The organism is bacterium (assembly GCA_021371935.1).
In the GTDB taxonomy this organism is placed as follows: Bacteria; Armatimonadota; UBA5829; order UBA5829; family UBA5829; genus UBA5829.
Window position 1 is genome coordinate 255,854 of record JAJFVF010000002.1, and the last position, 24,593, is coordinate 280,446.

Below are 24,593 nucleotides of genomic sequence, written 5' to 3' on the forward strand. Positions count from 1 at the left end.
TTGCCATAAATGATAGAATCTGTACATACTCACTGCAAACGAAGCATGGTGATAAATGACGCAGATCAATAGCATTCTGGCCACCGACTGTGGCAGCACGACAACCAAAGCAATTCTAATTGAAAAACAGGGCGATGAATACAGACTTGTAGTCAGGGGCGAGGCTCCGACCACTGTGGAGGCTCCATTTGACGATGTGACCGTAGGCGTAGTAAATGCCGTCAGAGAAGTCGAGGAACTCGCAGGCAGACGTATTCTTGATGAGAACAACCATATTATAACACCGATTCAGAGCGATGGCTCGGGTGTGGATATATATCTTTCCACCTCAAGTGCTGGCGGCGGTCTGCAGATGACAGTTGCCGGAGTGGTCAAGGCCATGAGTGCGGAGAGTGCAGAGCGTGCTGCACTCGGTGCGGGCGCTATTATCATAGATGTCATCGCAGTAGACGACGGGCGCAAGGACTTTGAAAAGGTCAAACGCATCAGGGAGCTGCGTCCCGATATGATCCTGATGAGCGGGGGCACGGACGGCGGCACTGTCAAGCATCTTGTCGAGTTATCTGAGATGCTTGTGTCTGCTGATCCACGACCCAGACTCGGGATCGGCATGAACATTCCGGTCATCTATGCAGGAAACAAAGATGCGCGCGAGCCGGTTGCTGAAGTGCTCGATAAGAGAGTGGACCTGCGTGTGGTAGATAATCTTCGCCCAACGCTCGACCGCGAAAACCTCGACCCCGCCCGTGAAGCTATCCATGAACTGTTCCTCCAGCATGTTATGCAGCAGGCTCCCGGCTACAGTAAACTCAGCGACTGGGTGAGTTCGGGGATTATGTCCACGCCGAATGCGGTCGGCAAGATAATCCAGACTGTGGCGGAGCAGTTCGATATCAATGTGCTGGCGGCCGATATCGGCGGGGCGACTACTGATGTCTTCTCCGTATTTGGCGGAATATATAACCGCACTGTCAGCGCCAACCTGGGTATGAGCTATTCTATCTGTAACGTGCTTGCCGAAGCGAAAACAACCGGCATCGGCAGGTGGGTACCGTTCGATTTTGATGAAGCACGCCTGAGAAACAGCCTTCGCAACAAAATGATCCGTCCGACCACCATTCCACAGACACTTCGAGACCTGCGCGTAGAACAGGCAGTCTCACGCGAAGCTCTGAGGCTTGCCTTTGAACACCACAAGACTCTGGCTCGGTCACTCAAGGGTGTGCAGAGTGTGCGGACTATGGCCGACAGCATTGATCAGCAGGAGACCGGTCAGACCCTGGTCGACATGATGAGCCTGGATATGATTATAGGCAGCGGCGGCGTCTTGAGCCATGCCCCCAGGCGTGTGGAGGCGGCATATATGATGCTGGATGCCTACCAACCTGAAGGGGTCACTGTGCTGGCTGTCGACTCGATATTTATGATGCCTCAGCTCGGAGTTCTGTCGGTGGTTCACCCGGAGGCGGCTGCTCAAGTGTTTGAGCGGGACTGCCTTATCAAGCTCGGACATGTGATTGCGCCTGTCGGCAGGATCAAGCCCGGCGAACTGGCATGCACTGTGACAATAGGCAATGACGTATATGAAGTCCCATTTGGAACACTCAAACTTGTGCCTATTCCCGCCGGTGAAAGCATAGATGCCGTAATAAAGCCTGCGCGAAAGCTGGACGTTGGCGAAGGCAGAGGCAGAGAGAGAAAGTGCAAGATAGAGGGTGGGGTTGTCGGCCTAATTATAGACTGCCGCGGCCGCCCGATGGTTCTGCCTGAAGATCACAGCGCAAGGATCGCTAAGCTGATTGAATGGCACAAAGCTCTGGGACTGGAGAATTAGGTAACAGGTAATAGGCAACAGTATAGATAGGCGAAGAAAGATTACGATGACGTATACTTGTGCCCTGTTGCCTGAAATGGAGTAGATATGGGAACAGCATATACTCCCGGGCTCAAGATCAGCTCGGGCACAATAATCAACAAGACTCGCAGGCTGCCGTTGAAGGGGCAGGTCCTGGTCAAGGTCGGCGACAAAGTCGAATCCGGCACTATTGTAGCGCGCACGGAAATCCCCGGTGTGATGCAGACGATAAGGGTCGCAGAGATACTCGGCCTCGAGCCGCCTGACGCACTTGCAGCGCTCAATATAAAGCAGGGTGATAAGGTTGAGGCCGGTCAGGTCATGGCAATGACCAAATCATTCTTTGGCCTGCTGAAGAGTGAATGTAAGTCCCCATACAATGGAACGGTTGAGCTGATTACAAGCGCAACAGGGCATGTCGGCGTGCGGCTCAAACCACTTCCGGTGGAGGTTGATGCCTATATAAAAGGAACGATCTCGGAAGTGATCCCTGATGAAGGCGTTGTTGTTCAGACATATGGTGCCCTGGTTCAGGGTATATTTGGTGTAGGGGGTGAGCGGACCGGCAAGATAGTGGTGCCCACGCATTCTATTTCAGATGCACTGACAGAGGACATTATAAATGAAAGCCATGCCGGTCAAGTGCTGATCGGTGGTGCCGGAGTGACACTCGGCGCGCTCAAAAAGGCGGCCAGCATTGGTGTGAATGGGATAGTCGTCGGAGCTATAGTCGACACTGACCTGATAGAGTATCTCGGCCATGACATAGGTGTCGCGATCACAGGCCAGGAAGACATTCCGACCACACTCATCCTTACCGAAGGCTTCGGCTCTATCCAGATGGCCGAAAGGACCTATAAGCTCCTGAAATCGCTGGAGGGGCGCACGGTCTCCATTAATGGCGCAACGCAAATTAGAGCCGGTGTAATCCGGCCTGAAGTGGTTGCGTCACTGGACGAGCCTGCCAACAGCGGTGAGAGTGAATCGTCCAGCCAGAGCCTGGAGACCGGCAGCACGGTGCGAATCATACGTGAGCCGTATTTCGGCGCACTCGGCACGGTCACAAAATTGCCGCCTGAGTTGGTGGAGGTCGAATCGGGGGCAGTGGTGCGTGTGCTCGAGGCGGAACTTGGCGACGGGAAAATCGTCTCAGTACCTAGAGCAAATGTTGAAATCATCGAGACATAGCGAGGATATGTAATGTCGCTTAGCACTTTGTTTATCATAGCAGTTACCACATCCAGGATGGTTTTTCCTGGTGTGCCTGCATATATCCCTAGTCAATCTGACCAGGTACCCGAGACAAGTCCTGCTGTCAGAAGCATTACCATGGAGCTTTATTCCAGTAATTCGATAACAGCCCCTGAAGTAAGCGTAACGCTGCCTGAAGGGCTCAAACTCTCAAAGACGGCGCGTATGCAGGTCACTCCGTTTGAACAGCCGAGCCAGTCTCAAAGCATGGACAAGGTTACTGTAAAGACATATTGGGGTTCATCCGAGGCTATACAGACCGGCCAACCTAGTGTCAACCAGATATCAACAGTGTGCGAGACAGATCAGGTAAACTACAAGACAGCCGCACTCTGGCCGGGACGCGGTAAAGGCTTTGAAGCGGGACCTATAAGTGATGACGCTTCCGCTGTGGGGACCTATAAGCTTACCACCAACTATACCGGTTCAACGTCCGTCACACTAGGCGCTGCGCAAAACTTTCTTGCGCCGATAGAGCTTGCAGATCCGGGCAAGGATATCGATATCGAAAAGTCGATCAAACTGGAATGGAAAGCTGTGGTGGGCGCTTTGGCCTATTGGGTGGTCGCATATGGCGGAAACGAGAGCGAGACCATCGCCTGGACTGCCGGTTCTGCATCCGGTGCGGATGTGAATATCGATACTGCTCTTTCCCATAACGATGTCACCAAAATGCTTGAACAAAAGGCACTCATTGGACCGGATGTCACATCGACTACAATCCCGGCGGGGATATTCAAAGGCTCCACGGGGGTCATGTTCAATATAACTGCCATTGGCGAGGATATTATCCAGGAGAAAGACGGGATCAAAACGCAGGTCATTGTAAGGTCGACGGCATGCGCGCCGCTCTATTCTTCAAAATACGCCAAGCCGAAACAAGATTCTCAGGAAAGTCTCCCGGCACCGCCTCAGAAATAGTAGGGAGCGAAGAGTCAAGATGATCTCTGTTTTTCCAGCCTGACCTTCATGCCGTGTTCGGTGCGGCTGCCTTCGAGTTCATCAACCAGCTCACGCATTATCGCCAATCCTCTGCCGTGTTCGTCATATGAATCGGCCATGAGCACTGGAGACGGTATCGACTCTGCCGGACTCTCGTCCTCCACTTCCACCACCAGACACTTGCCTGTGGCCTGGCATCTGACAACGACCACATCCACATCTGCATCAGGACTGCCATGCGTCACTGAGTTCGTGACGGCCTCGGAGACGGCTACCTCCATATCCGTCACCTCTTCACATGAGAAACCGACAGACTGCGCGAGACTGCGCACGCCGCGCCTGACTATCGCGACATAGCGGGTATCGGCAGGTATTTTGAACTCCAAAGATTTACATAAACTCTCTTCCATTTTCTTGCCTCGTTGTCAACCCCTAAGTAACATACGGCCTTGAACTTGTATTAGCAAATACACCTCGAATATACCGGTTTCTCGGCCAAGACGTGCAATTTACTAAGCGTAAATTGCTTAGTCCGGATTATGCGGGAAGCGCATAATCCGGGTCTCAGAGAGCATTATTCACGAGGAACGTGAATAATGCGGGTTAGCGAGCAGGCAACTCATGCACCGTTTCATACCCACTCAGCCGATAGTTGAAACACATCTTTTTTGTCGGATTCTGATGGGCAATTGCTTCTACTCTACAGCCGATCATAAGAAGGAGATTGAGCCCCGTTGCATCAATCTTATAGAGGAGTGAGATTATGACAGACAAAGCTATTGGTTACGTGCAGGAAATACCTGGGGGGATGGTCTTCGAGATAGGCAATGGCTGGATGCAGCGCAGAGTCCACGTGATCTCAGGCAAGATTGGGACGACCAGCCTGGTAAATACGCTTAACGTCGAGGAATATCTGGAAGAGACTAAAGCCGAGTTTGAGATCACCATCACAGGCGAAGGCCAAAGAGTCACACTCGACTTCAAAGACTTCACCTTTGAGGACTGCTGCACTCCCAACTGGAGCGATGAACTCAGAACTGTCGAAGTCCTGTTGGAGACTGAAATAAATGATGTGCCTCTGGCAGTATCTGTCTTTTATGAAGCCAGAGCAGACGCCGACTATCTGCGGAAATGGGTCAAGGTGCATCCATGCAAGCTCGACGGATGGACATTGCGCAGCGTGACCCTGGAGAATATGAAATTCCGCGAGATGGTCGAAGGGGTCATGCCCATATCTCGCTATACCAAGACGTATTCCAACCACGAGGATAATGTCCATGTCCAGCCCGATTCGGTCAATGTCGACGACCCCAATTCATCATTTGTATTTGGAGATACTTCGCGTGCAGTGCTGGGCTACTGGGGCTATGGCGAGGGGTTGTATTTCTTCACCGAGTCTCTGACTGGTGAAGAGGCTTTTAACCGCCCGACCGGCCTTGTGATGAAGCATCATGACTGCGTGCCGCTGACTGAGGGTCTTATCACTGGAACAGCCATAATCGGCGGGTATGCAGGTCCGCCTGAGATAGGATTCAAAAGATATAATCAACACCTGATGGACAACTGGTGCGCAGTAAGGGCAAAGAGCATTCCAGTCGTGTGGGACACCTGGCTGGTGACGCGTGAGGGTAACCAACCGGTCCTGTCCGGCTACGACCGCACTCTCCTGATTGATTATATAGACCGGATCAAACAGGCTGGATTCTATGACGTGGTCCAACTCGACCTGGGATGGGAAGCCATATGGCCGATGCGTGTGGACTCGAGCAAGTTTCTCAATGGAATCTCTGAGATAGCTAAGCGCGCAAGCGAGGCTGGCCTTGATATGGGATACTGGATAAACCCGTTCACCTGCAGCTACTGGCGCTCATCCGTTGAAGACGAGCACCCGGAGTGGACAGTCCCCGACTCGGCATCGCATAGGTCGGGCGCACTTTCGCTGTGCGTGATGTCGGACTATTACGACTATGTGCGTGATCGTTTTATGGCTCTCGTAACTGAGGTGAATGCGCGATCGATATTCTGGGATGGTAACGACTGGAACATACCTGCCTGCAGCGCCCGCAATCATGATCACATGGATCAAAATGAACTCGAGATCAAGGCACGCAAGCGTCTGGCTGCAATCTGCGGCGAGGCTCACCAAGCCAGAGCCGATCTTGTCATCTCTGCGTTCAACCTGCCGGTGGATAATCACAGACTCTGTGCACTCGATCAGGAACAGATTGCGGATACTTCCAGCTTTCCCACCTTGCACTCCGAGCTTATAGGGCGCCAGCAGATATATCAGATGACCTGGGAGCATCCTTTTCATGCGATCCGCGGAGGCTGGCATGGCGTCAACTGGCACGAGGCAGGCGAAGACAATCTTACTAAGCGTCCTCTCCACGAGCTGTTTCATGCCGAAATGAGCATGATCGCCTACGGACTGGCTCATGCCGGCGGCAGCATAGATCTGAAGCAGGCTCGACCTGAGTTTATGGAGTTTCTGGCCAGGCTTTTTGCTTTCAGGATGCGGTTCGAGAAATACTTCGACACTTATCAGCATGTGCTGGGTTTTCCTGACGGTAAGAGCGTGGACGGTTCGGGTCATATCATCGATGGAGCCGGTTTTATTGTGCTGGTTAATCCCACAGAGGAAGACATTGCGGTCAAAATCCCGCTCGGTGCGCCTGAACTGGAGCTTTCATCCGAGAAGAAACATGTTCTAGCGGACTGGAGTGGTCTCGATTCAGGCCGGAATATCGGGTCGGCAAAAATAGACTCCGCCCCCGAGATAGAACTGACAGGGCTCGATGTGAAGTATATAGGCGTGAACATAGAAATCTAACTCGTCTACAGAAGTCATCTTCCCTCGGTTATTCATCAAGACAGAGCGTCCACCTGCCGATACTATTATTAGCATCCCTTCGGAAATGTTATTCAAAGGGGCTGCATATGTACGTATCGGAAAAGCAGCATGCTTGGTCACAACAACAAAAACGATTTTACAAGCAGGGTAGGTCTTGATATCGGCAGCCACACTATAAATGGTGTTGAGGTGGTGGAACGCGGCTCAGAGATAGTAATACGGTCCGCAGGCAGTGTGCCGATACCTGTTTTGCAATCAAAGCAGCATCTTCCCGAACCCTCCGCTATAGCGGGAGCCGTGAAGAACCTCTGGTCATCTGCCAGGTTTGGATCACGCTCAGTTGTGCTGGCTTTGGCGCCACAGGCGGTCTATATGAAGTGGCTTCATCTCGAAGCTGCGGATGAAGAGGAGTTGGAACAGACTGCGCAGGCCACCGCCGCGCGGGGTACGCCATTTGCAGCGGACGACGTGATAATTGACTACCGGGTGCTCTCACAGAGAAGCATGGGCCCCAGGAATGTATATTTTACACTGCTGGCAGCTGCATCATCGTCAATGGTAGACGAAGTGCTGGATATTGCCGAAAGCTCCGGCCTTGAGCCGGTGGCAGTCGATATCGGCATTGCGGCAGCAGTAAGGAGCGCAAGTGCACGCGCGAAATCGTCGAGCCCTCTGTGGAGTGGACAGCCTATAGCCCACGTCGTTATCGGCGCGCGAAACACTACGATTGCGGTATTCCGTGGTGATGCACCTGAGTTCGCTCGCACAGTACCTGTAGGCGGCAACGACTTCACCGAGCGCATAGCCGAGCATTCACAGGTGAGTTGGGAAGAAGCTGAAAAGATAAAACTCACTCCCGGCACGCACATTAGCGAGGACGGCCTGCTTACTGTATCAACAAGCAGCGGTGGGATAAAAGTGCCCTGCGAGCAGGTAATCGGCAGACTTGCAAGGGAGATTCAGCGATCGCTGAGGTTTTTTACCAGCCAATATGCTGAGGGCAGTTATCTAGGTATGATAGGTGCAATCACTATGAGCGGCGGCGGTGCTTTGCTTAAGGGGTTGGGGACATGTCTGCAGGAACGGGGGATAGAGATCAACGGAACAGTAAACCCATTTGCGGGCTTTCTAGTAGCCGATGAGGGTGGCGGAATGCGTAATATCGGCGAGAACGCCGCTTCATATACCACCGCCATGGGTCTCGCCAGTGCTGACTATTGGGGGAGGAAGCTTTCGGACGCTGTATATGACAACGTCCAAATGAAAGCGGCGGCTTGAGAATGAGGCCATTTAATCTAGCCCAATCAAGGATTGTTGAGCGCAGATATTGCAGAATGCATGTGAACCGCCATCTGCAAGCGATAGCGGTTTTCGTCGGCATAACGCTGTTTGTCGCGGCAGCATCCCAAGCCTGCCGCCAGAGTATCCGCAACAGAGCAACGCATGTCAAATCCGAACTGGCAGCGGTTCAGTCAAAATGTGTTGTGATGAAAAGATCCACATCAGCAGTTGACCTCAGGATTGGCCAGCGCGACTGGCAGAAACAGCTTGCCACCGGGAGCCGAAAGTGGCTTAGCATACTCGACGCAATATTGGGCAGCGTGCCCAAAGATGTTTGGCTCAGCAGAATTGAAAACTCCCAGAAAGACGTAGGACTGACACTGGACGGTCAGGCTGGCTCGTTTGAATCCATGACCGAGTTCATAACCAGGCTGCGTGATACTGGTTGTTTTAAGGACGTAAGGCTCACAAGCACGAAAATATCCAGCGCGGATGGAACAACATATGTTGAATTCTCCCTGCAACTTCAGATGAAAGTCACTGTTTCTCAAGTGGCTGCAGGCGGCGGCAAAGTGCCTGCTGCCGGGGAGAGTCATTAGATGATCAGCGCAAAATACTATACTCCAGAAAATGTGGACAGAGCGGGCAAGGCGCGCATTGGTGCCGGAGTTGTTGCGCTTATAATATGTGGTTATTTAATAGCAACCAGCGCGATAAGTATGCGCGAAATTTGGAGTGCCAACAAAGCGCTTCGTAAAGAAAAGTCTGCTGTAATAAGTATAAAGCGCGATGCTGATATCAAGCGCAATCGCGATGCATCAGAGCCACTGGCGAGTATGGGTGGTGTGGAATCATTTGCGCTGGCATTTACGTGTTGGGCAAAGCTTGACGGAGTGAGTGTGGAGTCTATTGTTCCTGAAGGACCGCCTGCTGCGTCACAGATAACTCTGGGGAAGGTTAAGCTGGGCAGTTGGAATGCAAATAAAGTGCGTGTTCGGGGCAATGGAGAGTTCACTTCGCTCACTCGGCTGCTCGAAAAGCTCAGAAACCCCGGCATGCCGATCCAGCTCGATTCATTTTCAATAGAGTCTGCTGACAGCCGCATTGGAAAGGTTAACTATAACCTCCTTTTAACGGTTTATGAAAAGGCAAGTGCAAGCTGATGGCTTTTATAAAGACAGATCCCAGCCAAACAAAGACGGTTATTGCTCTATTGGTCATCCTTGTGGCGGCCATAGGAATCACGGCGTTCAGGGTCTCGCATAAGGCGCCGCCTCCACCTGTAGAAAAGGCTCAGGCACAAGTGCAAACAGCAAACCGGGCTCAGGCAGCCGTTGCGCCCTATATCGAGCGTGAGACTTCGCGAAACCCGTTTGCACGCCCAATGTATATTGCTTCTGCCAAGCAGGGCGTAAGTATAGTCGATAGAAACTCATCAGGCAGAGTGCTGCCGGCAAATATCAAGATGAACCCGTGGAGAGCGGATGGCGTTGAATTCGGACATGAGAAGATTGCCCCCATGGATGTAACTCAGAAGCGCACCACTTCAGTGCAAATTGAGGCGGCAAAAGAACCGGTGCCGGTATTTGAGCTGATGGCCACGATCAGTGGACCGAAAGGAAGCAGCGCGGTGATAAAGACCGACCACTCTCAGAGTCAAGTGGTCGATATGGGAGACAGGGTCACAGGTGGCTACAAAGTGGTCGCAATAGAACCGGACCATGTGATCCTTACCGACGGCAGGAATACACTTTTCGCAAGAAGACTGATGAGAAGCGCTGAGTCGGTCAAGGCTCAGGGAGTGGAGTGTGTTGCAAATGATGCTGAGTAAAAATGGCATTGTGATAATAACAATGGTCGTCATATGCGTGATGTCAGCGGGGGCTGGCTGCTGTCTTGCCCAGTCTGCTAAGCCAAGTGGACCGGTGGGATTATATGATCTCGATTCCAGCGGCAGTGACATTAAATATGTGCTTGAAGCCCTTGCACGCAGGTCCGGCGTAAATATTGTGGTCAGCCCGGATATCAAAGGTGATGTTTCAGTGCACCTTAAGCAGATGACAATCGATTCCATTCTCGATAACCTGGCAACCGTACATGGTTTTGCCTGGGAGAAGAACGGTGATACTTACCTAATTGCCGGCATGGACAAATTTGCTGCTTCAAAGGATGCAGAGCCCAGCAAAGAGCAAACAGCGTTCTGGCAGTGCAAGCACAGCAGACCTGCGGAGCTTGCTGCCGTCATATCCAAAGTTGTACCCAACCTGAAAGCTATTGAAGGCCCGAATCTTATCACGCCATCACTTGTCTCCGGCGGCGGCATGTCGTCCGATTCATCATCCTCGTCAGCATCTTCATCTTCCGCCGTTTCAACATCGACTGCTTCGACCAGCAACAGTTCGGTCCTTATTTTGATCGGTTCGTTCGAAGATATCGCGCGGGCAAAAGACATATTGGCTCAGATTGATGTGCCGCGGAGGCAGATAAACATAGAAGTATCGGTTATCGAACTCAGCACGTCATTTGCAAAAGACCTGGGTACGGAGTGGTCGTGGAGTGATATTGCCGAACCGGAGAGCGATTCAACTACCGGTATAAAGATCGGCAGGTTTTCTACCAATGTATCGGCTGCAGTGTCGGCATCGCTTAAAAATGGTAATAGTAAGCTGCTCGCAAAGCCGAATATATCCGTGCTGGATAATGAGAACGCTGAGATTCTGATCGGTGAAAAACTGCTGTACCCGAAAATTGCCAGCTACAGCGACAACGGCACGCCTATATATGACAAAGATGAGGTCAAGGTGGGCATATATCTGCAAATAGCTCCACAAATTGCGGGAGATTCGGATATAGTGCTCTCCCTCTATCCACAGGTGAGCCTGGTGAGCGGGTACCTTGAAACGGATTATGCAAAATACCCGCAGATCAGCACCCGTGAGGCAAGGACCACGGTATCGGTGAGAAGCGGTTCCACACTAGCCATAGGCGGCCTGATACAGAATGATGACATAAAAAGCGTATCGAAGTTTCCGATACTAGGCGATCTGCCGGTGATAGGTTCGTTCTTCCGGCATTCGAATACCACCAAGGAGCACACTGAGATAGTGATATTCCTCACACCCAAAATTGTGGATGGGGCATAGGTGATAGGGTGGTCGTAGACAATACGCTTACATCCGTCTTTATTGAGCAGGGCGTTATAACGGCGAAAGAAATGGATGCGGCGCTTGCGATGCGCTCGGACGTCGCTGAAGATATCGGCGAGTTCCTGGTGCGGCTGCAGATGATCTCTGAGCGGGACCGCGTGCGCTGTGTCGGCATTCAGCATGGCATTCAGTATGTCGAGCTCTCCGGTCCGGAGATGGATGCTGATATTGCCAAACTCATCCCCCATGCAATGGCTCTGAGGTATAAGGCCATACCGGTCGAACGTACTCAGGATGTCATAAAAGTGGCCATGGCCAATCCACTGGACGTGCAGGCTATCGACGACATTGCTCAAATGACCAGCCTCGAACCTATCCCTCTGATAGCGGTGGAAGATGAAATATTGGAAGCCATCTTCCATTGTTTCGGGGCGGCAGGGGATATAAGTGACATCATCGTGGAGGCCATCAAAGACGCCGACGCCGAGGTCAAAATCCGTGAAGACGAGCCTGAGGAGACTGACGCCAATGTAGCCGAGCTGAGGGATTTGGCGGGGGGCGCGCCTGTGGTGCGGCTTGTGAATGCCATGATAGCCCGCGCCATTGCCGAGAGAGCCAGCGATATACACATAGAGCCTGAAGCGGGACGCGTGCGCGTGCGCCTTAGGGTAGATGGTATTTTGCATGAAGTAATGAACGTGCCGAAGGACTTGCAGTCACCTGTGATTTCACGCATTAAAGTCATGGCAGGCATGGACGTGGCCGAGCGCAGGGCGCCGCAGGACGGCCGTATTACACTGGTTGCCCGTCCGCAGGAATATGATTTCAGAATCTCGACCTACCCGGCAGTCCACGGGGAAAACGTTGTAATCCGCGTGCTGGAAAAAAGTGCAGCGCAGATCACTCTGGATAAGCTGGGTTTGCGGCCCGATGTCGCTGATGAGTTCGCGCGTATGACAAACGCTCCCTACGGCATGATCCTGGCTTGTGGCCCGACAGGCGCAGGCAAAACTACCTCGCTGTATGCAGTCCTGAACGCGATCAACTCGCCTGAAAGGCACATAATCACAATCGAGGACCCAGTGGAGTACCAGCTTGCTGGTGTTGTCCAGGCAAATGTGAACCGCAAAGCCGGGCTTACCTTCGCTACCGGTCTGAGGACTATGGTCAGGCAAGACCCGGATGTTATATTAGTCGGTGAGATCCGCGACTCTGAGACAGCCGAGATTGCCGTAGAGGCTGCGCTTACAGGTCACCTGGTGCTTTCGACCCTGCACGCAAACGATTCGTCCGGTGCTGCCGCGCGCCTGATTGATATGGGGGTCGAGCCGTTTCTGGTGGCATCTTCCGTTGTAGGTCTGCTCTCCCAAAGACTTGTACGGACCATTTGCCCCAGATGCGCCAGTCCATTTGTTATAAACGACGAACTGCTGGCTCAACTCAAACTGGAGACGAGCACAGCCGAACTTGCTGGAGCAATGAAGGGTGCTGGATGCGAACAGTGCGGCAGAACAGGATATAAGGGCCGCGTCGGTATCTATGAACTTCTGAAAATGGATGATGATATTCGATCTGCGATCATTTCACGCAGTTCAGCCGCAGCGATCCGCCAAATTGCTATGAAAAAGGGTATGCGCACCCTCCGCGAAGATGCACTCGAAAAGGTTAAAGCGGGGGTTACGACAATCGAAGAAGTCATGCGCGTAACTACAGACTGACATGCCAATTTATGCTTACAAAGCTATAACACCTGCGGGCGGGATCAAAAACAGCCGGGTTGAAGCGACGTCTGAGGTTCAAGCCAAATCATCTCTACGCAAAAAAGGCGAGCAGGTGCTTCAAATCAGAATTGTCGAATCAGATTCCAAGGCAACGCCTGCCCGTAATACCGAAACCGGCGAACGACTCAAGAAAAAATCTTCTCCCGAAGAAGTTGCAAGCGCAATCAGGCAGATAAGCATACTGACTCGCGCGGGTGTTCCTTTAGTGGAAGGCTTGCAAGGGTTGACCGAGCAGGCAAGGTCGCTGACGTTAAGAGATGCGATGCAGGACATTACACTCAACATCAGTCATGGTATGAACCTCTCTGATGCCTTCGCCAGACACCCTAAACTCTTTCCCAGCCTGGCAGTGGAGATGGCGAAGGTGGCAGAGGCGGGCGGCAACCTGTCTCAATCTCTGGACAGGCTCGCCGATCATATGGAGAGTGGAGCGGAGATTGGCCGCAAGATCAAATCCGCTATGGCATATCCTGTGGTCGTTTTGTTCATATCGGTGATTACAGTCATTGTGATGGTGACATTCATCCTGCCGAGGTTTATGAAACTGTTTGATCAGATGGGTGCAAAACTGCCATGGACCACCAAAGCACTAATGAGTATCAGTCACGCGACAATTAGTTACTGGTATTTGATAGTGCCTGCTGTTGCGGCAATTATCTATGCTGTGCGTAGATATGCTTCCAGCCCAGTCGGCAGGCGAAATTTTGACAAATTGGCTCTCAGACTTCCTGTTATAGGCGATATAGTCAATAAAATTATATTAAATCGGGTTCTCGCTTCAATGTCTACTTTACTTTCAAGTGGAGTTCCCATGGTAAAAACACTAGAGACATCAGCTGCTGCTGCCAATAATGAAATAGTAAAAGAGGCCCTTCTGCAGGCCAAAAGGGATGTTGCAGAGGGCAGCGCGACGTCTCAGTCACTCAGAACTACGGGCATTTTTCCGCCTTTGGTGCTGCAGATGGTGGCAAGTGGAGAGAAAACAGGCGAACTGCCGGCGATGCTGGAGTATATCTGCTCTATGTATGCGCGGGATACGGATGCCAAGGTCAAATCCCTCACCTCCGTCATAGAGCCGATAATGATTGTCGTGTTAGGTATGATAGTAGGTTTTATTGCAATGTCGGTCATTGTACCGATCTATTCTTTGGTAGGTGGGGTCAAATAAGCTGGCTCGACCATATTACAAGGGGGTTTGTTGAAATGTATCATTTGTTGGGGAAAGCCAGAAGGCGCAGCCTGGGCTTCACTCTGGTCGAATTGCTGGTAGTCGTGGTTGTGCTTGCAGTCTTGGCGGCTATTGTCCTTCCAAAATTCATGGACTCCGGTTCGCGCAGCAAAGAGTCTGCACAGAAGAGCGATCTTAAGATCATCAGAAACGCTGTTCAGCTCTTTTACACCGATACTGGTTATTATCCATCTACGCTGGACGATCTTGCGCGAGACGACGGCACGACTGCCAAGATATGGAACGGGACAGCTGAGGCGTCGTTAACGACGACCACCGACTATCATGGTCCATATTTACAGGAAGTGCCGAACGATCCTGTCAAGAATGTTGCTTTCACATACGACCATTCTGACGGATCAGTTACTGCACCGTAAAAGAAGATGAACACTTCCAGAAACGGCGGCTTCACACTCGTCGAGGTGCTGGCCGCCGTTTTGCTTCTATCCATAGGGCTGCTTGCCGTGCTATCAGCGGGCAGAGCTGCACAGGAGACGCAGCAGCGTGCGGTGCGCATGTCTATCGGACGCCTCGCCGCCCAGAGCGCTATCGAACAACTGCGCAGTAATCAGAGCTATACCCGGCCCTCTTCAACTGTCACCGGTCTGCCGTCCGGCAATAAAATAATAATAAGCGTATCACCAGTCTCAGGCTCGCGCAGCGCCACCAAGCTGATCTATGCCTCGGTTACTGTCACTTGGCCGGAGGGCAGCGGCACCCAGAAGGTATTTTATGAGACTTACATCAGCCCCAAATAGAGCTAATCAGGGATTCACACTTGTTGAACTGCTTATTGCAGGCACGGTTGCGGCTATTATTATTGGATGTATTTGCGAGGTGTATTTTGCGATTGCAGGAGATTGGGAGCGACAACAGGGAGAATCCGATGCGCTTATTGCCGTGTCAATGTCCTGCGATCGTTTGGGTGAGTATATTACTCAGTCTATGGGAGTGCAGGTATCCACACGCTTTACTACGAACGATACTCTTGCCGTCAACTTGCCTCTGGACAAGGCATATGGCATTTACGTGCCGACGTGGTCGGACGGCATAGTGCAAACACGCAGCGGCCAGTGGGTTGTGTTTTATCTCTCTGACACGACCGGCAGCTTTACTAGAAACGGAGATATATTATGGGCGGGTTCGCTTAACACGACAACTTCAATTGTAACCCCGGATTTTTCATGGAGCCTTTATGCAGTAGGCGGACCGGGCAGGATAACGCCGCTCAGGTCTATCCGCTTCGATGTAACGGCAGGTGACGGCCTGAGCCGTGTGCTTGTCACAGCAGAGTCGGTGTATAAGATCAAGACGACGCAAAAGACCCTGAATCAGACAGCAACATTCTGCCTGAGGAACTAAGCAATTTACGGTCAGTAACGAGTCACATTTCCTGCGGAAATCTGACCTAGTAAATTGCACGATTGTATGTGGTGTTACTAATGTGAAAAACTATAGTGGTATACAAGCGACCTACCGTGATTTACTTAGCATGAAAGCATCTCCATATCTTTACAAGAGAAGACACGGAGCGGCATATTTGCTTGCCCTTACCACTCTGCTTGTGGGGATAACTCTAGGGCTGGCAATGCTGAGATCTTCAGAAAGTCAGTATATTACTCAGGTCAGCCGTCAAAAGAAGCAAGCAGCAGCCGATCTCGCCGAGGCAGGCGTGGACTATGCCTACTGGAAAGTCCACTATCAGGGTGAAAAGCTGCCTTATACTACTGATGTTGATACAACATCAGGCACAATCCATATTGTAGCCACTGATGACGGAGCCAGAGAGACTTCTCTGATGCTTGTGACGTCTACAGGAACATACGGTAATTGCAAACATACTATCAAACGTATAGTGCAGGGTCTGCTGCCTTATCACTATGCATTGTGTGTCAAAAAAAGCATTATTGAAGGTGATGCAATAATAAACAATAACGGCTACGGAGGTGTGCGCACAAATGGCCAAATATGGCTGACAAACTACGGCACCACCATGACTTCAGGCGCATGGGCTGCAAGCTCGATTACTGCAAACGGCGCGGCTACACCGCGATATCCCAACAGCCCGGCAATTGCATTTCCCAGCATCGACCTAAGTTACTATTATTCAATTGCATCACGAGTATACTGGAATAATACGAATATAAATTTCCCAATATACGGGCTGTCAGGCGGGGTAATCTATGTTATGGGCCAGGCATATGTAAGCGGAACATACACAGGCACATACACTCTTGTCGCAACAGACGATATAATTGTAACAGGCTCATTGAGTTCTGCAAATTCAAGCTCATTCCTGGCTTTGATTACGCTGGATAAGATTACGATCAATAACAGCTCCGGATATGTCAGCGCACTGCTCTATTCTCACAATTCACTAAGCACCGGCGGAATCGACATCAGAGGATACCCGACCATATACGGCTCTGCATCTGCTGATGAATTTGCGACCGAATACACATCTGTGATAAATGGAAACTCTCTGCTGACAATCGATGTGATGAGGCAGTTAAAGCTGCCGGGGCTGTAGCCCGCATTTTGCGGGAAGCGCATAATACGGGCTGTTCTACTCAGCCTCAGGATAGCTGCCGAGTACTCTGACGAAGAGCGCCTGCTCGCCGAGTTTCTTCAGAGACCTCTGCATATTCTCATCGTTTTCATGTCCCTGGCAGTCCACAAAGAAGATATACTCCCACGGCATCTGCTTGGTTGGACGTGACTCTATCAACGTGAGGTTGATTGCCTGACTTTCAAAAACAGTCAGGGCATGGTAAAGCGCACCGGCCTTGTTGGGAACTGCAAATACCACTGAGGTCTTGTCTTTGCCGCTGGGGGAAGGCTTCGAGTTGCCGACCACCAGAAAGCGGGTTCTGTTGTGCGGATTGTCCTCAATTCCTTCGGCTATTATATTTAGACCATACTCGCGCGCGGCAAGGTTGGATGCAATGGCGGCGCTGGTCGGATAGTCTTCACACATCTTTGCACCCTTGGCCGTACTGGAAACTTCTAAAATTTCTACGCCGGGAAGGTGGGTCGCAATCCAGTTGCGGCATTGAGCAATGGCTTGTGCAATCGAATATACCCGTCTGATCTGGGAGATATCATTTCCAGCTGAAAGTAAGTTATGTGATATAGGTGCGTATATCTCAGCACATATTCGCAGGTCCGATAGCAAGAACATGTCGAGCGTATGGCTGACAATTCCTTCTGTGGAGTTTTCTACCGGAACAACGCCATAGTTGGCCTCACTATGCTCAACGGCGCTAAAGACGTCCGGTATAGTGTTGACGGGGATGAAATCCGTGGAGTCTCCGAATTTCATGATACTGGCAATATGAGAATAGCTTCCCGCCGGACCCAGGTATGACACACTAATAGGCTTTTCCAGCGCTCGGCAGGCCGATATTACCTCGCGAAATACAGCGCTCATCGCGGCATCGCTTAGGGGTCCTTTGTTATTTTTGAGCACTCCAGAAAGCACTTGTTTCTCACGCTCCGGCGCAAAAATGCTCTTGGAGCCTTTGTCTTTCATCTTGCCGATTTCCAGAGCGCAGTTCGCACGCTCGTTAATCATTTCGACAAGCTGCTTATCTATCTCATCTATTCTTTTGCGGTATTCTGATATGTCCATTTCTTCCTCAAGTTTGAAAGTCAAAAGTGGGTCTATCTCTTTGACTGATAATCCATTTATTCAACAGGGAATTTGACGCGCATATCGGCCATCGACATCCAGCGCGGGTTCTTGGAAGACATGTCCACGCTATAGTCCTCCCACACCAGGTGAGAAGTCCCCAGTCCCAGATAATCGAGCAGGCATCGCGATATCCATTTCTCCAGTTTGAGCACGGTGAGCTTTCGCCTCAGCCGTCCCTGCATATCACGATTGAGGATGCAGGGAAGGGTATTGGTCGTGACGATCTCGTCGATGACCGGCGCGCTAAGACACTCACGCACCTCAGGTGAAGAATAAAAGTGGGTCACAAAGAAGACCACACGGCCTGCGCCAGCATCCTTAAGAATCTTGCAGCACTCCCGAATAGTGTTGCCGGTGCGGACCATGTCATCAAACACAACTACATCTTTGCCCGCGATTGAATCGGTGCCGCATGGCGATTCGGGATCCACGCAGACCGATACATTGCGCTCATCCCTGCGTTGTTTGGTCATATAGAGCAGGTTTGCAGCCGGCATGTCCAGACTGTCGTGAACCTGGGCGGCGAAGTCCCTCGCTCCGGCATCAGGTGCGCATACCAACAGTCCTTTGCCTTTGTGCAGGCTGGGGGTGACGTCGGATGACTTGATATAGTCCGCAAAAACCTCAGCCGGAGATAAATTTACAAATCCGCCGGACATGGTGTTGCTGAATGTTTTTTCGACCGAGCTGGAGTGATTGTGAACCGTGATGACCGTGTCTACCCCCGCCAGGGTCAGAGCTTCGGCATAAAACTTGCTGGTAAACGGCTGCCCGTCGAACTTTTTGTAATCCTCCGGTGTGCGCTCGAATGCAACACTACCATGTTCGAGACGCGGACCGCGATCCTGGGCACTGTAGTAGAGGTCCGGCTCAATCAGGATTACTTTCTCGGCTCCATTATCTTTTGCTGCACGAGCGACCAGGAAGCTTCTCAGGCTCAGTTCGTTTCGAGAGAGAGTGTTAGAGACTGTGGATACCATCGCGACTGTAATGCCTTTGAGTTTTTTGCCGATATCGAGCATGTCCTTCTCGTCGCTAATGAACCTTGGACAAAACTCACTGTTGGCAAAGGTTTTCAGCGACAGTATATCCGCGATATCGGTTGCCTGTCCGCAGAAGACTCCTATGTCGATAGCGAAAGGGTTATCCGATTCCGTCCCGACTATTAGCACCGGGGTATCGCTGGTTATCACTTTGTTTTCTCCTTCGAAAATGCGGAGCATTTTCGTTTTCTTCGTGGCAGACACTACAGTGCTGCGGAGCAGTCGCGAGTGTGTGCATGCCACGATTCCTTGAATAGCCAAGAGCCTCAGTCAATAACTCAAACGGCTACTTGAATTTCCTAAACCGGCAAAACGTAAAGTACGCTCTGCCTATGTATTTACGTCCAAGCCTGGGCAGAAGCCTGATTTTTTCCCACATCGGCGCTGTCTGCCAGTATTGCCATATCAACGACGTCAGCAGTCTGTTATCATTCAGGCGGTCGACGCCGTAGTTCACATTCAGATTGTGCAGCCTGTATTTCGCCAGGCTTTCAGGCATATGAACTATGGACGTTCTCATCAGCACCTTGAGCCATGCGTCAAAGTCGTCGCAGGTCGAATAACGGCTGTCGAACAATCCTATATCGAGCATGACCTGCTTCTTAATCAATACCGCGCTTGCCGAAACCGTATAGTTGCCATGCGTCACAAACCAGTAGAAGCTGGGCCTTTCCGGAATTATTCGCTGGTCTATTTGCAGTCTGTTGACATGCTCGCCAAAGACTATCATATCGCAGAAGACCATTGCGGCGTCCGGGTTCGAGTCTATTGCATCTACCTGCCGCGCCAGTTTATCGGGCAGCCAAATGTCATCATGGTCAAGGAAAGCGACGTATTTCCCCCTTGCAACTCTTATACCCGCGTTTCGAGACTCGGCATGCCCGGCATTTACAATGTTCCTTAATATGCTGATGTCCTTAAGCCCACTGACATCCTCCACAATCGGCATGATGTCTCGTGGCGAGAGGTCGTCAACAATTATAAGCTCGATATCAGTGTATGTCTGTGCGGCGACCGATTCTAAAGCCTCGCGGAGGAATTCTTCATGTTCATCCGTGGCGCAGTAGACGGGAACCACAACCGACACATTCGGATTTTGCGCTTCCATCCATATGATTGTATCGCAAAATCGATAATTGGCCAAGGTGGCGTGCAAAGGAAGAATTGTGTTTTGAATAATTCCCAGTGGCTTTCCGTGCGATTGTTTCTCAAATGATCGAGTTAAGCAGTCAAATTGCGGCAAATTTTCCGGTTGCTACTAACTCGCAATAAACACGAGGAGCGTGAATAATGCTCTTTCCGCATAATCCGGGCTAACTGGTTGTAATCGTCAAAATTAGTGTGCTCCTGCTTAGCACAAATATCCAAGACAGGAGCATTGGGTTAATTCTTATGCGGATGCATTTCATCGGCAATCATATGCCCGGTTATTCGCAGAGTTGCATAGCCATCGGTGTTATAGGCTTGTGCTCGAACACCGTTTACTTTCAGGGCTCGTGCATTGGTCCTGATCTTTACCATACCCGAGGCCTCACCATGATACTTCATCTGCGGACCCCTCTCTTCAAATACCAGTTCAAGACAGCCGACTTGTGAAGAGCATTCCAATATGGATGTGCCGTTCCACTTCAGCCAGGAGCCGTCAGAAATCACCATAGACCTGACTATGCCATTATGGGCTCTGATCGCAGCAAAACTTGCATCGGTTTCGAGTACCAAACCGCCATTGTGAGCAATATCTTCCCCAACATTGTCGCATCCCCGTATGAACATATAATCGATGCTTTCTTTCTTTGTGAGCGTAATTAGGTTTCCATTTCTCTCAATGGTAATTTCATCTGAGGCAGGTAATGGCGTAAGCACTGCAAGAAAAACCACTTCTCTTCCATGTTGACGGCAGCTCAATATCGACACGCTTTTGTGTGAAGTTTGCGTGGCACAATTTCCAAGAGCAAGCATTCCTTCGCCGCTAGAGTGCCATATTGCAGCAGCAAGTGTAGCATCTGAAAGCTGCCAATCGACTCGACATCCGTTGACTGTCTTGTATGCTTTGTCCCATTTTATCATTGGAGTGTTTGGCTCCGGTGCTGTAATGGGTTCCGAACATCCACGAATGTGTGCAATGGCTTGACTGTGCATCAGCCAGTCGTATTCATGCTCACTATCACTTGTGAGTGTATCTAGTATGATACATATGCGGTCCAAAACTATAATCTTTCGCTTGTGACTTACGCCTGGGTAGCAGTTCTTCGCTATACATTCGGCTCCTTGAATGAAAGTCCCATTACACAGGGCTGCAAGTCCGCTTTTGCCTGACAGCGACTGTGATTTCCCATCAACCATCACTGTATTATGTGCAGCAGTGCTTCTCGACCATTCGGAAACTGCACTATCGAACTGTATTGGCGTGCCGTAATCTGCAACTACAACATCATCGCAAGCAGAAAACGTGAATCCCAGTCTGCCCAGGTGATTGTTCGTTCGATGGGCATAATAGTCAATAGTCGCCATCAGGTCATCGCCGCTTCTCAATGTACAAATTCCCAGCGATGGGTAATCGGCGCTTTTTACAGATGGAACTGCTGAACGTCCGGGCAAATCGCGTCCGAACAAAAAAGCATAAAATCCGGACCTGCTAAAGAGTTCGGGATGCTGGAACTGATAGTTGTTTACCGGAGCGTGACCAAACTTATAGCCATTTTTTAATACCCATGACAGTTCCGGATCACCCCATCTCCTATATGCCACTTCATATAGATCAAGTGGAAGAAACGAGTCGAATTCTCCGTCACTCAGTGCAGGGAAACGGAAAGACGGATACATAAGGTTTAGTGGAGCAAGGAACATTGCTTTAAGGGATTGAGTCTGTGAACCCATGGAAAAAATGTCGATCCCTCCGCGATAACAAGCTTCAGCCAGATGCAGCAGAGCCGATGTCGCGCTATAATGCTCTTTCAGGTTTGTCGGGAAAATTCCACCATCATAAATTTGTGTCCTTATCCATTTCCCAAAGGAGTCTATAGCGGCAGAGACCAGGTGGGCATCTTTGATACTCAGTCCTATTACGCCGACTGCAGACAGGCACCATGCTCCTGATATCCCCTCATCTCCAAGATCGCGGAATCTGTCGGCAAGAGGTTTGAGCAGTTGTGTTTCAATTGTTTCCCTGTCGTGCTCATTCAGACTTCTGGAGTAGTAGGTCAGGTCATAAGCCTGTGCTATTGCTATGGCCCATGCAGCTTCAGCATCGGAGTTATTAATTGTGCCTGTTTCCTGACAATACTCACAATACTTAAGCAGTATTTGGACAGCCTTGTCGGAGTAGATTTTGTCCTTTTCAATGTTGTAGACAAGAGCCAGTGAGAGTGCTGCTCCTGCCAAGCGGGCATGTTGCATATGTCGAATCGCGTTATCGTAGATATCGCCTGAGTATTTACGCGAACATGCAGGGCATAAGTATTGTTCTTGAATCTCAAGGTCTTCCGGGATTTTTAGTTCCACGCCACATTCGCATGCAAACTGGCACATCCCTGTAATGGGCTTGGGGATATGAATATCTTTTTCCAGCCATTGATTTGCAGTCGACAATACACCGGCGCCCATGTAAATATTGTGTCGAAGTTCTGCAGGTTGTAAATAGAGGATTCTTTTCCAGCCGTCCTTAGTGAGTCCACGCCGCAGAACGCTCAATTCACGTTCATTGATCAGCACGAACGGCCTCGGAGACATATTTATAACACGCGCCAGTTGCCCGATGTTAATACTGCCATCCGAAACATGCGCAGAGTGCAGGGCTTTGCCTGCTGCGCTTAGCTTCCATTCTACCATTGTGCTCTGCTCCAGTTATCCAGTTCTTGGAACTCTGTCACCATTTTGCTCGTGATCAATCCTAGTCGTGAGCAAGATGGCTTACTAGGCAGGCCTTGGCCAGCATCGCACAGCAGTTGGATTAAGATGCCAATGTAGACACCGATCATCCAAGTATTTCACACAGCGTGCTGCCTGCCAGCTACAACTGAACAGTACTTCCCCACAATCGATACAAACTCCTGCACGAAATTAACGATTTACTATCGAAATCACAGAGAATTGTCTGACAAGCATTCGATTTCATTTATCTGTTTTTTTAGCTCTTGTTCATTTACGCACTAAAACGGCCGGTTTTCACACTGACATGTCTATCAAAATCCGTAAATGAATTCGCATATAATGGAGATGTAATGCGGAAAAACAAGAATATCTGTGCAGGCTCAATTGGAAAAGATGCTTGCCGGATATGGTTGAGGAGTCTCTATGACGGTATATAATAATATTGACGTTAAGAAATCTGCTTTATTGAAAACTCGAAAGCCTCGAAGTATGTTTCAAAGGTTCCTATGTCGCGTCTAATTTCGTTCTCTCCGAGCGCCACACACCATACCCTGTTGCCATCTTCGAGCATGCAGCCTATTGAGTCCGTGATCTGATACTCTCCATTTGCGCCGACCGGTGTGCGTTTGATGCAGTCAAATATCGTTGGGGAGAATGCATATCTGCCAGCGATGGAATACTCGCTGGGGGCGTCCTGAGGTCTGGGTTTTTCGACCAGGCCGTCTATCTCGAACTCTGGGGCAACCGAGTGCTTTGGTTTGACTATGCCGTAACGTGAAACCTCATCAAGCGGGGTCTTTTGGACCACGATCACACCCGACGCGCTGGTGTTCTCATATGTATCCAGGACTCGTTTGAATGGGAGCACGGTTTGGTCTGTTGTGATAATGGAATCACCAAGCACTACTGCAAAAGGATCGTCACCAACCCAGTCCTTTGCGCAGTATACGGCATCTGCCAGACCTTTTTGCTCGTCCTGGAATGTATATTCAAACTCGATCCCACCGGATTTGTTCCCGAAATGGGTGCGTATTGCAGTCTTGCTTTCAGAGATCACAAAAAGCACCTGAGTGATGCCGGCAGAGGCTGTCTCGTCTATGATATATTCCAGGATGGGTCTATTTCCAAGTGGCAGAAGCTCTTTGGGGACGGCTTTAGTCAGGGGAATAAGCCTGGTGCCTTTTCCCGCGGCAGGTATTACAGCTTTAGTGATTTTTCTATTGCATGCGGTGTTCAAAATGTCCTCTGCAGGTGGAGCCGACGGAGGGATTCGAACCCACGGCCTGAGCTTTACGAAAGCCCTGCTCTACCTCTGAGCTACGTCGGCCGGACAGCGGTAAGGCCATAATAAATGGTGCCGAGGGCCAGAGTTGAACTGGCGACACGCGGATTTTCAGTCCGCTGCTCTACCAACTGAGCTACCTCGGCACGGCCCGGGCTTATGTTGCAAATCGGAGGTCCATACGAACCTCCGACCAAATGGCGGGGATGACGAGACTTGAACTCGCGGCCTCCTACGTGACAGGCAGGCGCTCTAACCAACTGAGCTACACCCCCATGGTGGGCGAAGAGGGACTTGAACCCCCGACATCTTCCTTGTAAGGGAAGCGCTCTCCCAACTGAGCTATTCGCCCATGGCTAAGCAGGCGTC

At 50.7% G+C, this 24,593-nt stretch carries 21 protein-coding genes and 4 tRNA genes; 15 read left to right on the forward strand and 10 right to left on the reverse strand.

Annotation, left to right across the window (positions count from 1 at the left end; translation table 11 throughout):
• Positions 1 to 55: 55 nt before the first annotated feature.
• The 3 genes from LLG46_01215 to LLG46_01225 all read left to right on the forward strand — a co-directional run bounded on the left by LLG46_01215 (position 56) and on the right by LLG46_01225 (position 4,027).
• Positions 56 to 1,834: a glutamate mutase L gene (locus tag LLG46_01215; GenBank protein MCE5321916.1), complete on the forward strand. Its 1,779-nt coding sequence runs from the start codon at positions 56 to 58 to the stop codon at positions 1,832 to 1,834.
• Between the two features lie 87 nt (positions 1,835 to 1,921).
• The gene (locus tag LLG46_01220; GenBank protein MCE5321917.1) at positions 1,922 to 3,043 is read left to right on the forward strand and encodes a hypothetical protein; all 1,122 of its coding nucleotides are present in this window, start codon (positions 1,922 to 1,924) and stop codon (positions 3,041 to 3,043) included.
• 12 nt (positions 3,044 to 3,055) lie between these two features.
• A complete protein-coding gene (locus tag LLG46_01225; protein ID MCE5321918.1) occupies positions 3,056 to 4,027 on the forward strand; it encodes a hypothetical protein in 972 nt (323 codons plus the stop codon).
• Between the two features lie 14 nt (positions 4,028 to 4,041).
• On the opposite strand, the gene LLG46_01230 is transcribed toward LLG46_01225, so the two are convergent.
• Positions 4,042 to 4,458 carry an ATP-binding protein gene (locus LLG46_01230; GenBank protein ID MCE5321919.1) on the reverse strand — a complete coding sequence of 139 codons (417 nt, stop codon included), beginning with the start codon at positions 4,456 to 4,458 and terminating at the stop codon, positions 4,042 to 4,044.
• 353 nt (positions 4,459 to 4,811) lie between these two features.
• Here LLG46_01230 and LLG46_01235 point away from each other — a divergent pair, with 353 nt between their 5' ends.
• The 12 genes from LLG46_01235 (at position 4,812) to LLG46_01290 (ending at position 16,865) form a co-directional block, all read left to right on the forward strand.
• Positions 4,812 to 6,878, forward strand: coding sequence for an alpha-galactosidase (locus LLG46_01235; GenBank protein ID MCE5321920.1), 2,067 nt, complete (start codon positions 4,812 to 4,814; stop codon positions 6,876 to 6,878).
• A gap of 129 nt (positions 6,879 to 7,007) precedes the next feature.
• The gene (gene pilM, locus LLG46_01240; GenBank protein ID MCE5321921.1) at positions 7,008 to 8,177 is read left to right on the forward strand and encodes a type IV pilus assembly protein PilM; all 1,170 of its coding nucleotides are present in this window, start codon (positions 7,008 to 7,010) and stop codon (positions 8,175 to 8,177) included.
• Between the two features lie 2 nt (positions 8,178 to 8,179).
• A complete protein-coding gene (locus LLG46_01245; GenBank protein MCE5321922.1) occupies positions 8,180 to 8,779 on the forward strand; it encodes a PilN domain-containing protein in 600 nt (199 codons plus the stop codon).
• A complete protein-coding gene (locus LLG46_01250; GenBank protein MCE5321923.1) occupies positions 8,780 to 9,343 on the forward strand; it encodes a hypothetical protein in 564 nt (187 codons plus the stop codon).
• Complete coding sequence (locus LLG46_01255; protein ID MCE5321924.1) at positions 9,343 to 10,011, forward strand: hypothetical protein; 669 nt, start codon at positions 9,343 to 9,345, stop codon at positions 10,009 to 10,011. Before LLG46_01250 ends, LLG46_01255 begins: the two co-directional genes overlap by 1 nt.
• Positions 9,998 to 11,323 carry a hypothetical protein gene (locus LLG46_01260; protein ID MCE5321925.1) on the forward strand — a complete coding sequence of 442 codons (1,326 nt, stop codon included), beginning with the start codon at positions 9,998 to 10,000 and terminating at the stop codon, positions 11,321 to 11,323. Before LLG46_01255 ends, LLG46_01260 begins: the two co-directional genes overlap by 14 nt.
• 8 nt (positions 11,324 to 11,331) lie before the next feature.
• Positions 11,332 to 13,044, forward strand: coding sequence for a GspE/PulE family protein (locus tag LLG46_01265; GenBank protein MCE5321926.1), 1,713 nt, complete (start codon positions 11,332 to 11,334; stop codon positions 13,042 to 13,044).
• A gap of 1 nt (position 13,045) precedes the next feature.
• On the forward strand, positions 13,046 to 14,275 hold the full coding sequence (locus LLG46_01270) for a type II secretion system F family protein (protein MCE5321927.1): 1,230 nt from the start codon (positions 13,046 to 13,048) through the stop codon (positions 14,273 to 14,275).
• 35 nt (positions 14,276 to 14,310) lie between these two features.
• Positions 14,311 to 14,712, forward strand: a complete 402-nt coding sequence (locus LLG46_01275) for a type II secretion system protein GspG (GenBank protein MCE5321928.1) — start codon at positions 14,311 to 14,313, stop codon at positions 14,710 to 14,712.
• Between the two features lie 6 nt (positions 14,713 to 14,718).
• Complete coding sequence (locus tag LLG46_01280) at positions 14,719 to 15,093, forward strand: type II secretion system GspH family protein (protein MCE5321929.1); 375 nt, start codon at positions 14,719 to 14,721, stop codon at positions 15,091 to 15,093.
• On the forward strand, positions 15,068 to 15,697 hold the full coding sequence (locus LLG46_01285; protein MCE5321930.1) for a prepilin-type N-terminal cleavage/methylation domain-containing protein: 630 nt from the start codon (positions 15,068 to 15,070) through the stop codon (positions 15,695 to 15,697). Before LLG46_01280 ends, LLG46_01285 begins: the two co-directional genes overlap by 26 nt.
• Positions 15,698 to 15,779: 82 nt before the next feature.
• Positions 15,780 to 16,865: a hypothetical protein gene (locus LLG46_01290; GenBank protein ID MCE5321931.1), complete on the forward strand. Its 1,086-nt coding sequence runs from the start codon at positions 15,780 to 15,782 to the stop codon at positions 16,863 to 16,865.
• Positions 16,866 to 16,901: 36 nt separating this feature from the next.
• On the opposite strand, the gene pheA is transcribed toward LLG46_01290, so the two are convergent.
• The 9 genes from pheA to LLG46_01335 form a co-directional block, all read right to left on the reverse strand.
• The gene (gene pheA, locus LLG46_01295) at positions 16,902 to 17,966 is read right to left on the reverse strand and encodes a prephenate dehydratase (protein ID MCE5321932.1); all 1,065 of its coding nucleotides are present in this window, start codon (positions 17,964 to 17,966) and stop codon (positions 16,902 to 16,904) included.
• Between the two features lie 56 nt (positions 17,967 to 18,022).
• On the reverse strand, positions 18,023 to 19,222 hold the full coding sequence (gene prs, locus LLG46_01300; GenBank protein ID MCE5321933.1) for a ribose-phosphate diphosphokinase: 1,200 nt from the start codon (positions 19,220 to 19,222) through the stop codon (positions 18,023 to 18,025).
• 136 nt (positions 19,223 to 19,358) lie between these two features.
• Complete coding sequence (locus LLG46_01305) at positions 19,359 to 20,216, reverse strand: glycosyltransferase (protein MCE5321934.1); 858 nt, start codon at positions 20,214 to 20,216, stop codon at positions 19,359 to 19,361.
• Positions 20,217 to 20,455: 239 nt separating this feature from the next.
• On the reverse strand, positions 20,456 to 22,900 hold the full coding sequence (locus LLG46_01310) for a heparinase II/III-family protein (protein ID MCE5321935.1): 2,445 nt from the start codon (positions 22,898 to 22,900) through the stop codon (positions 20,456 to 20,458).
• Between the two features lie 490 nt (positions 22,901 to 23,390).
• Positions 23,391 to 24,179, reverse strand: a complete 789-nt coding sequence (locus LLG46_01315) for an NTP transferase domain-containing protein (GenBank protein MCE5321936.1) — start codon at positions 24,177 to 24,179, stop codon at positions 23,391 to 23,393.
• A gap of 15 nt (positions 24,180 to 24,194) precedes the next feature.
• A tRNA-Thr gene (locus LLG46_01320) sits at positions 24,195 to 24,269 on the reverse strand.
• A 25-nt stretch (positions 24,270 to 24,294) separates the two neighbouring features.
• Positions 24,295 to 24,370: transfer RNA gene (locus tag LLG46_01325), tRNA-Phe, on the reverse strand.
• A 52-nt stretch (positions 24,371 to 24,422) separates the two neighbouring features.
• Positions 24,423 to 24,499 (reverse strand) — tRNA-Asp (locus LLG46_01330).
• A gap of 1 nt (position 24,500) precedes the next feature.
• A tRNA-Val gene (locus LLG46_01335) sits at positions 24,501 to 24,576 on the reverse strand.
• Positions 24,577 to 24,593 lie beyond the last annotated feature (17 nt).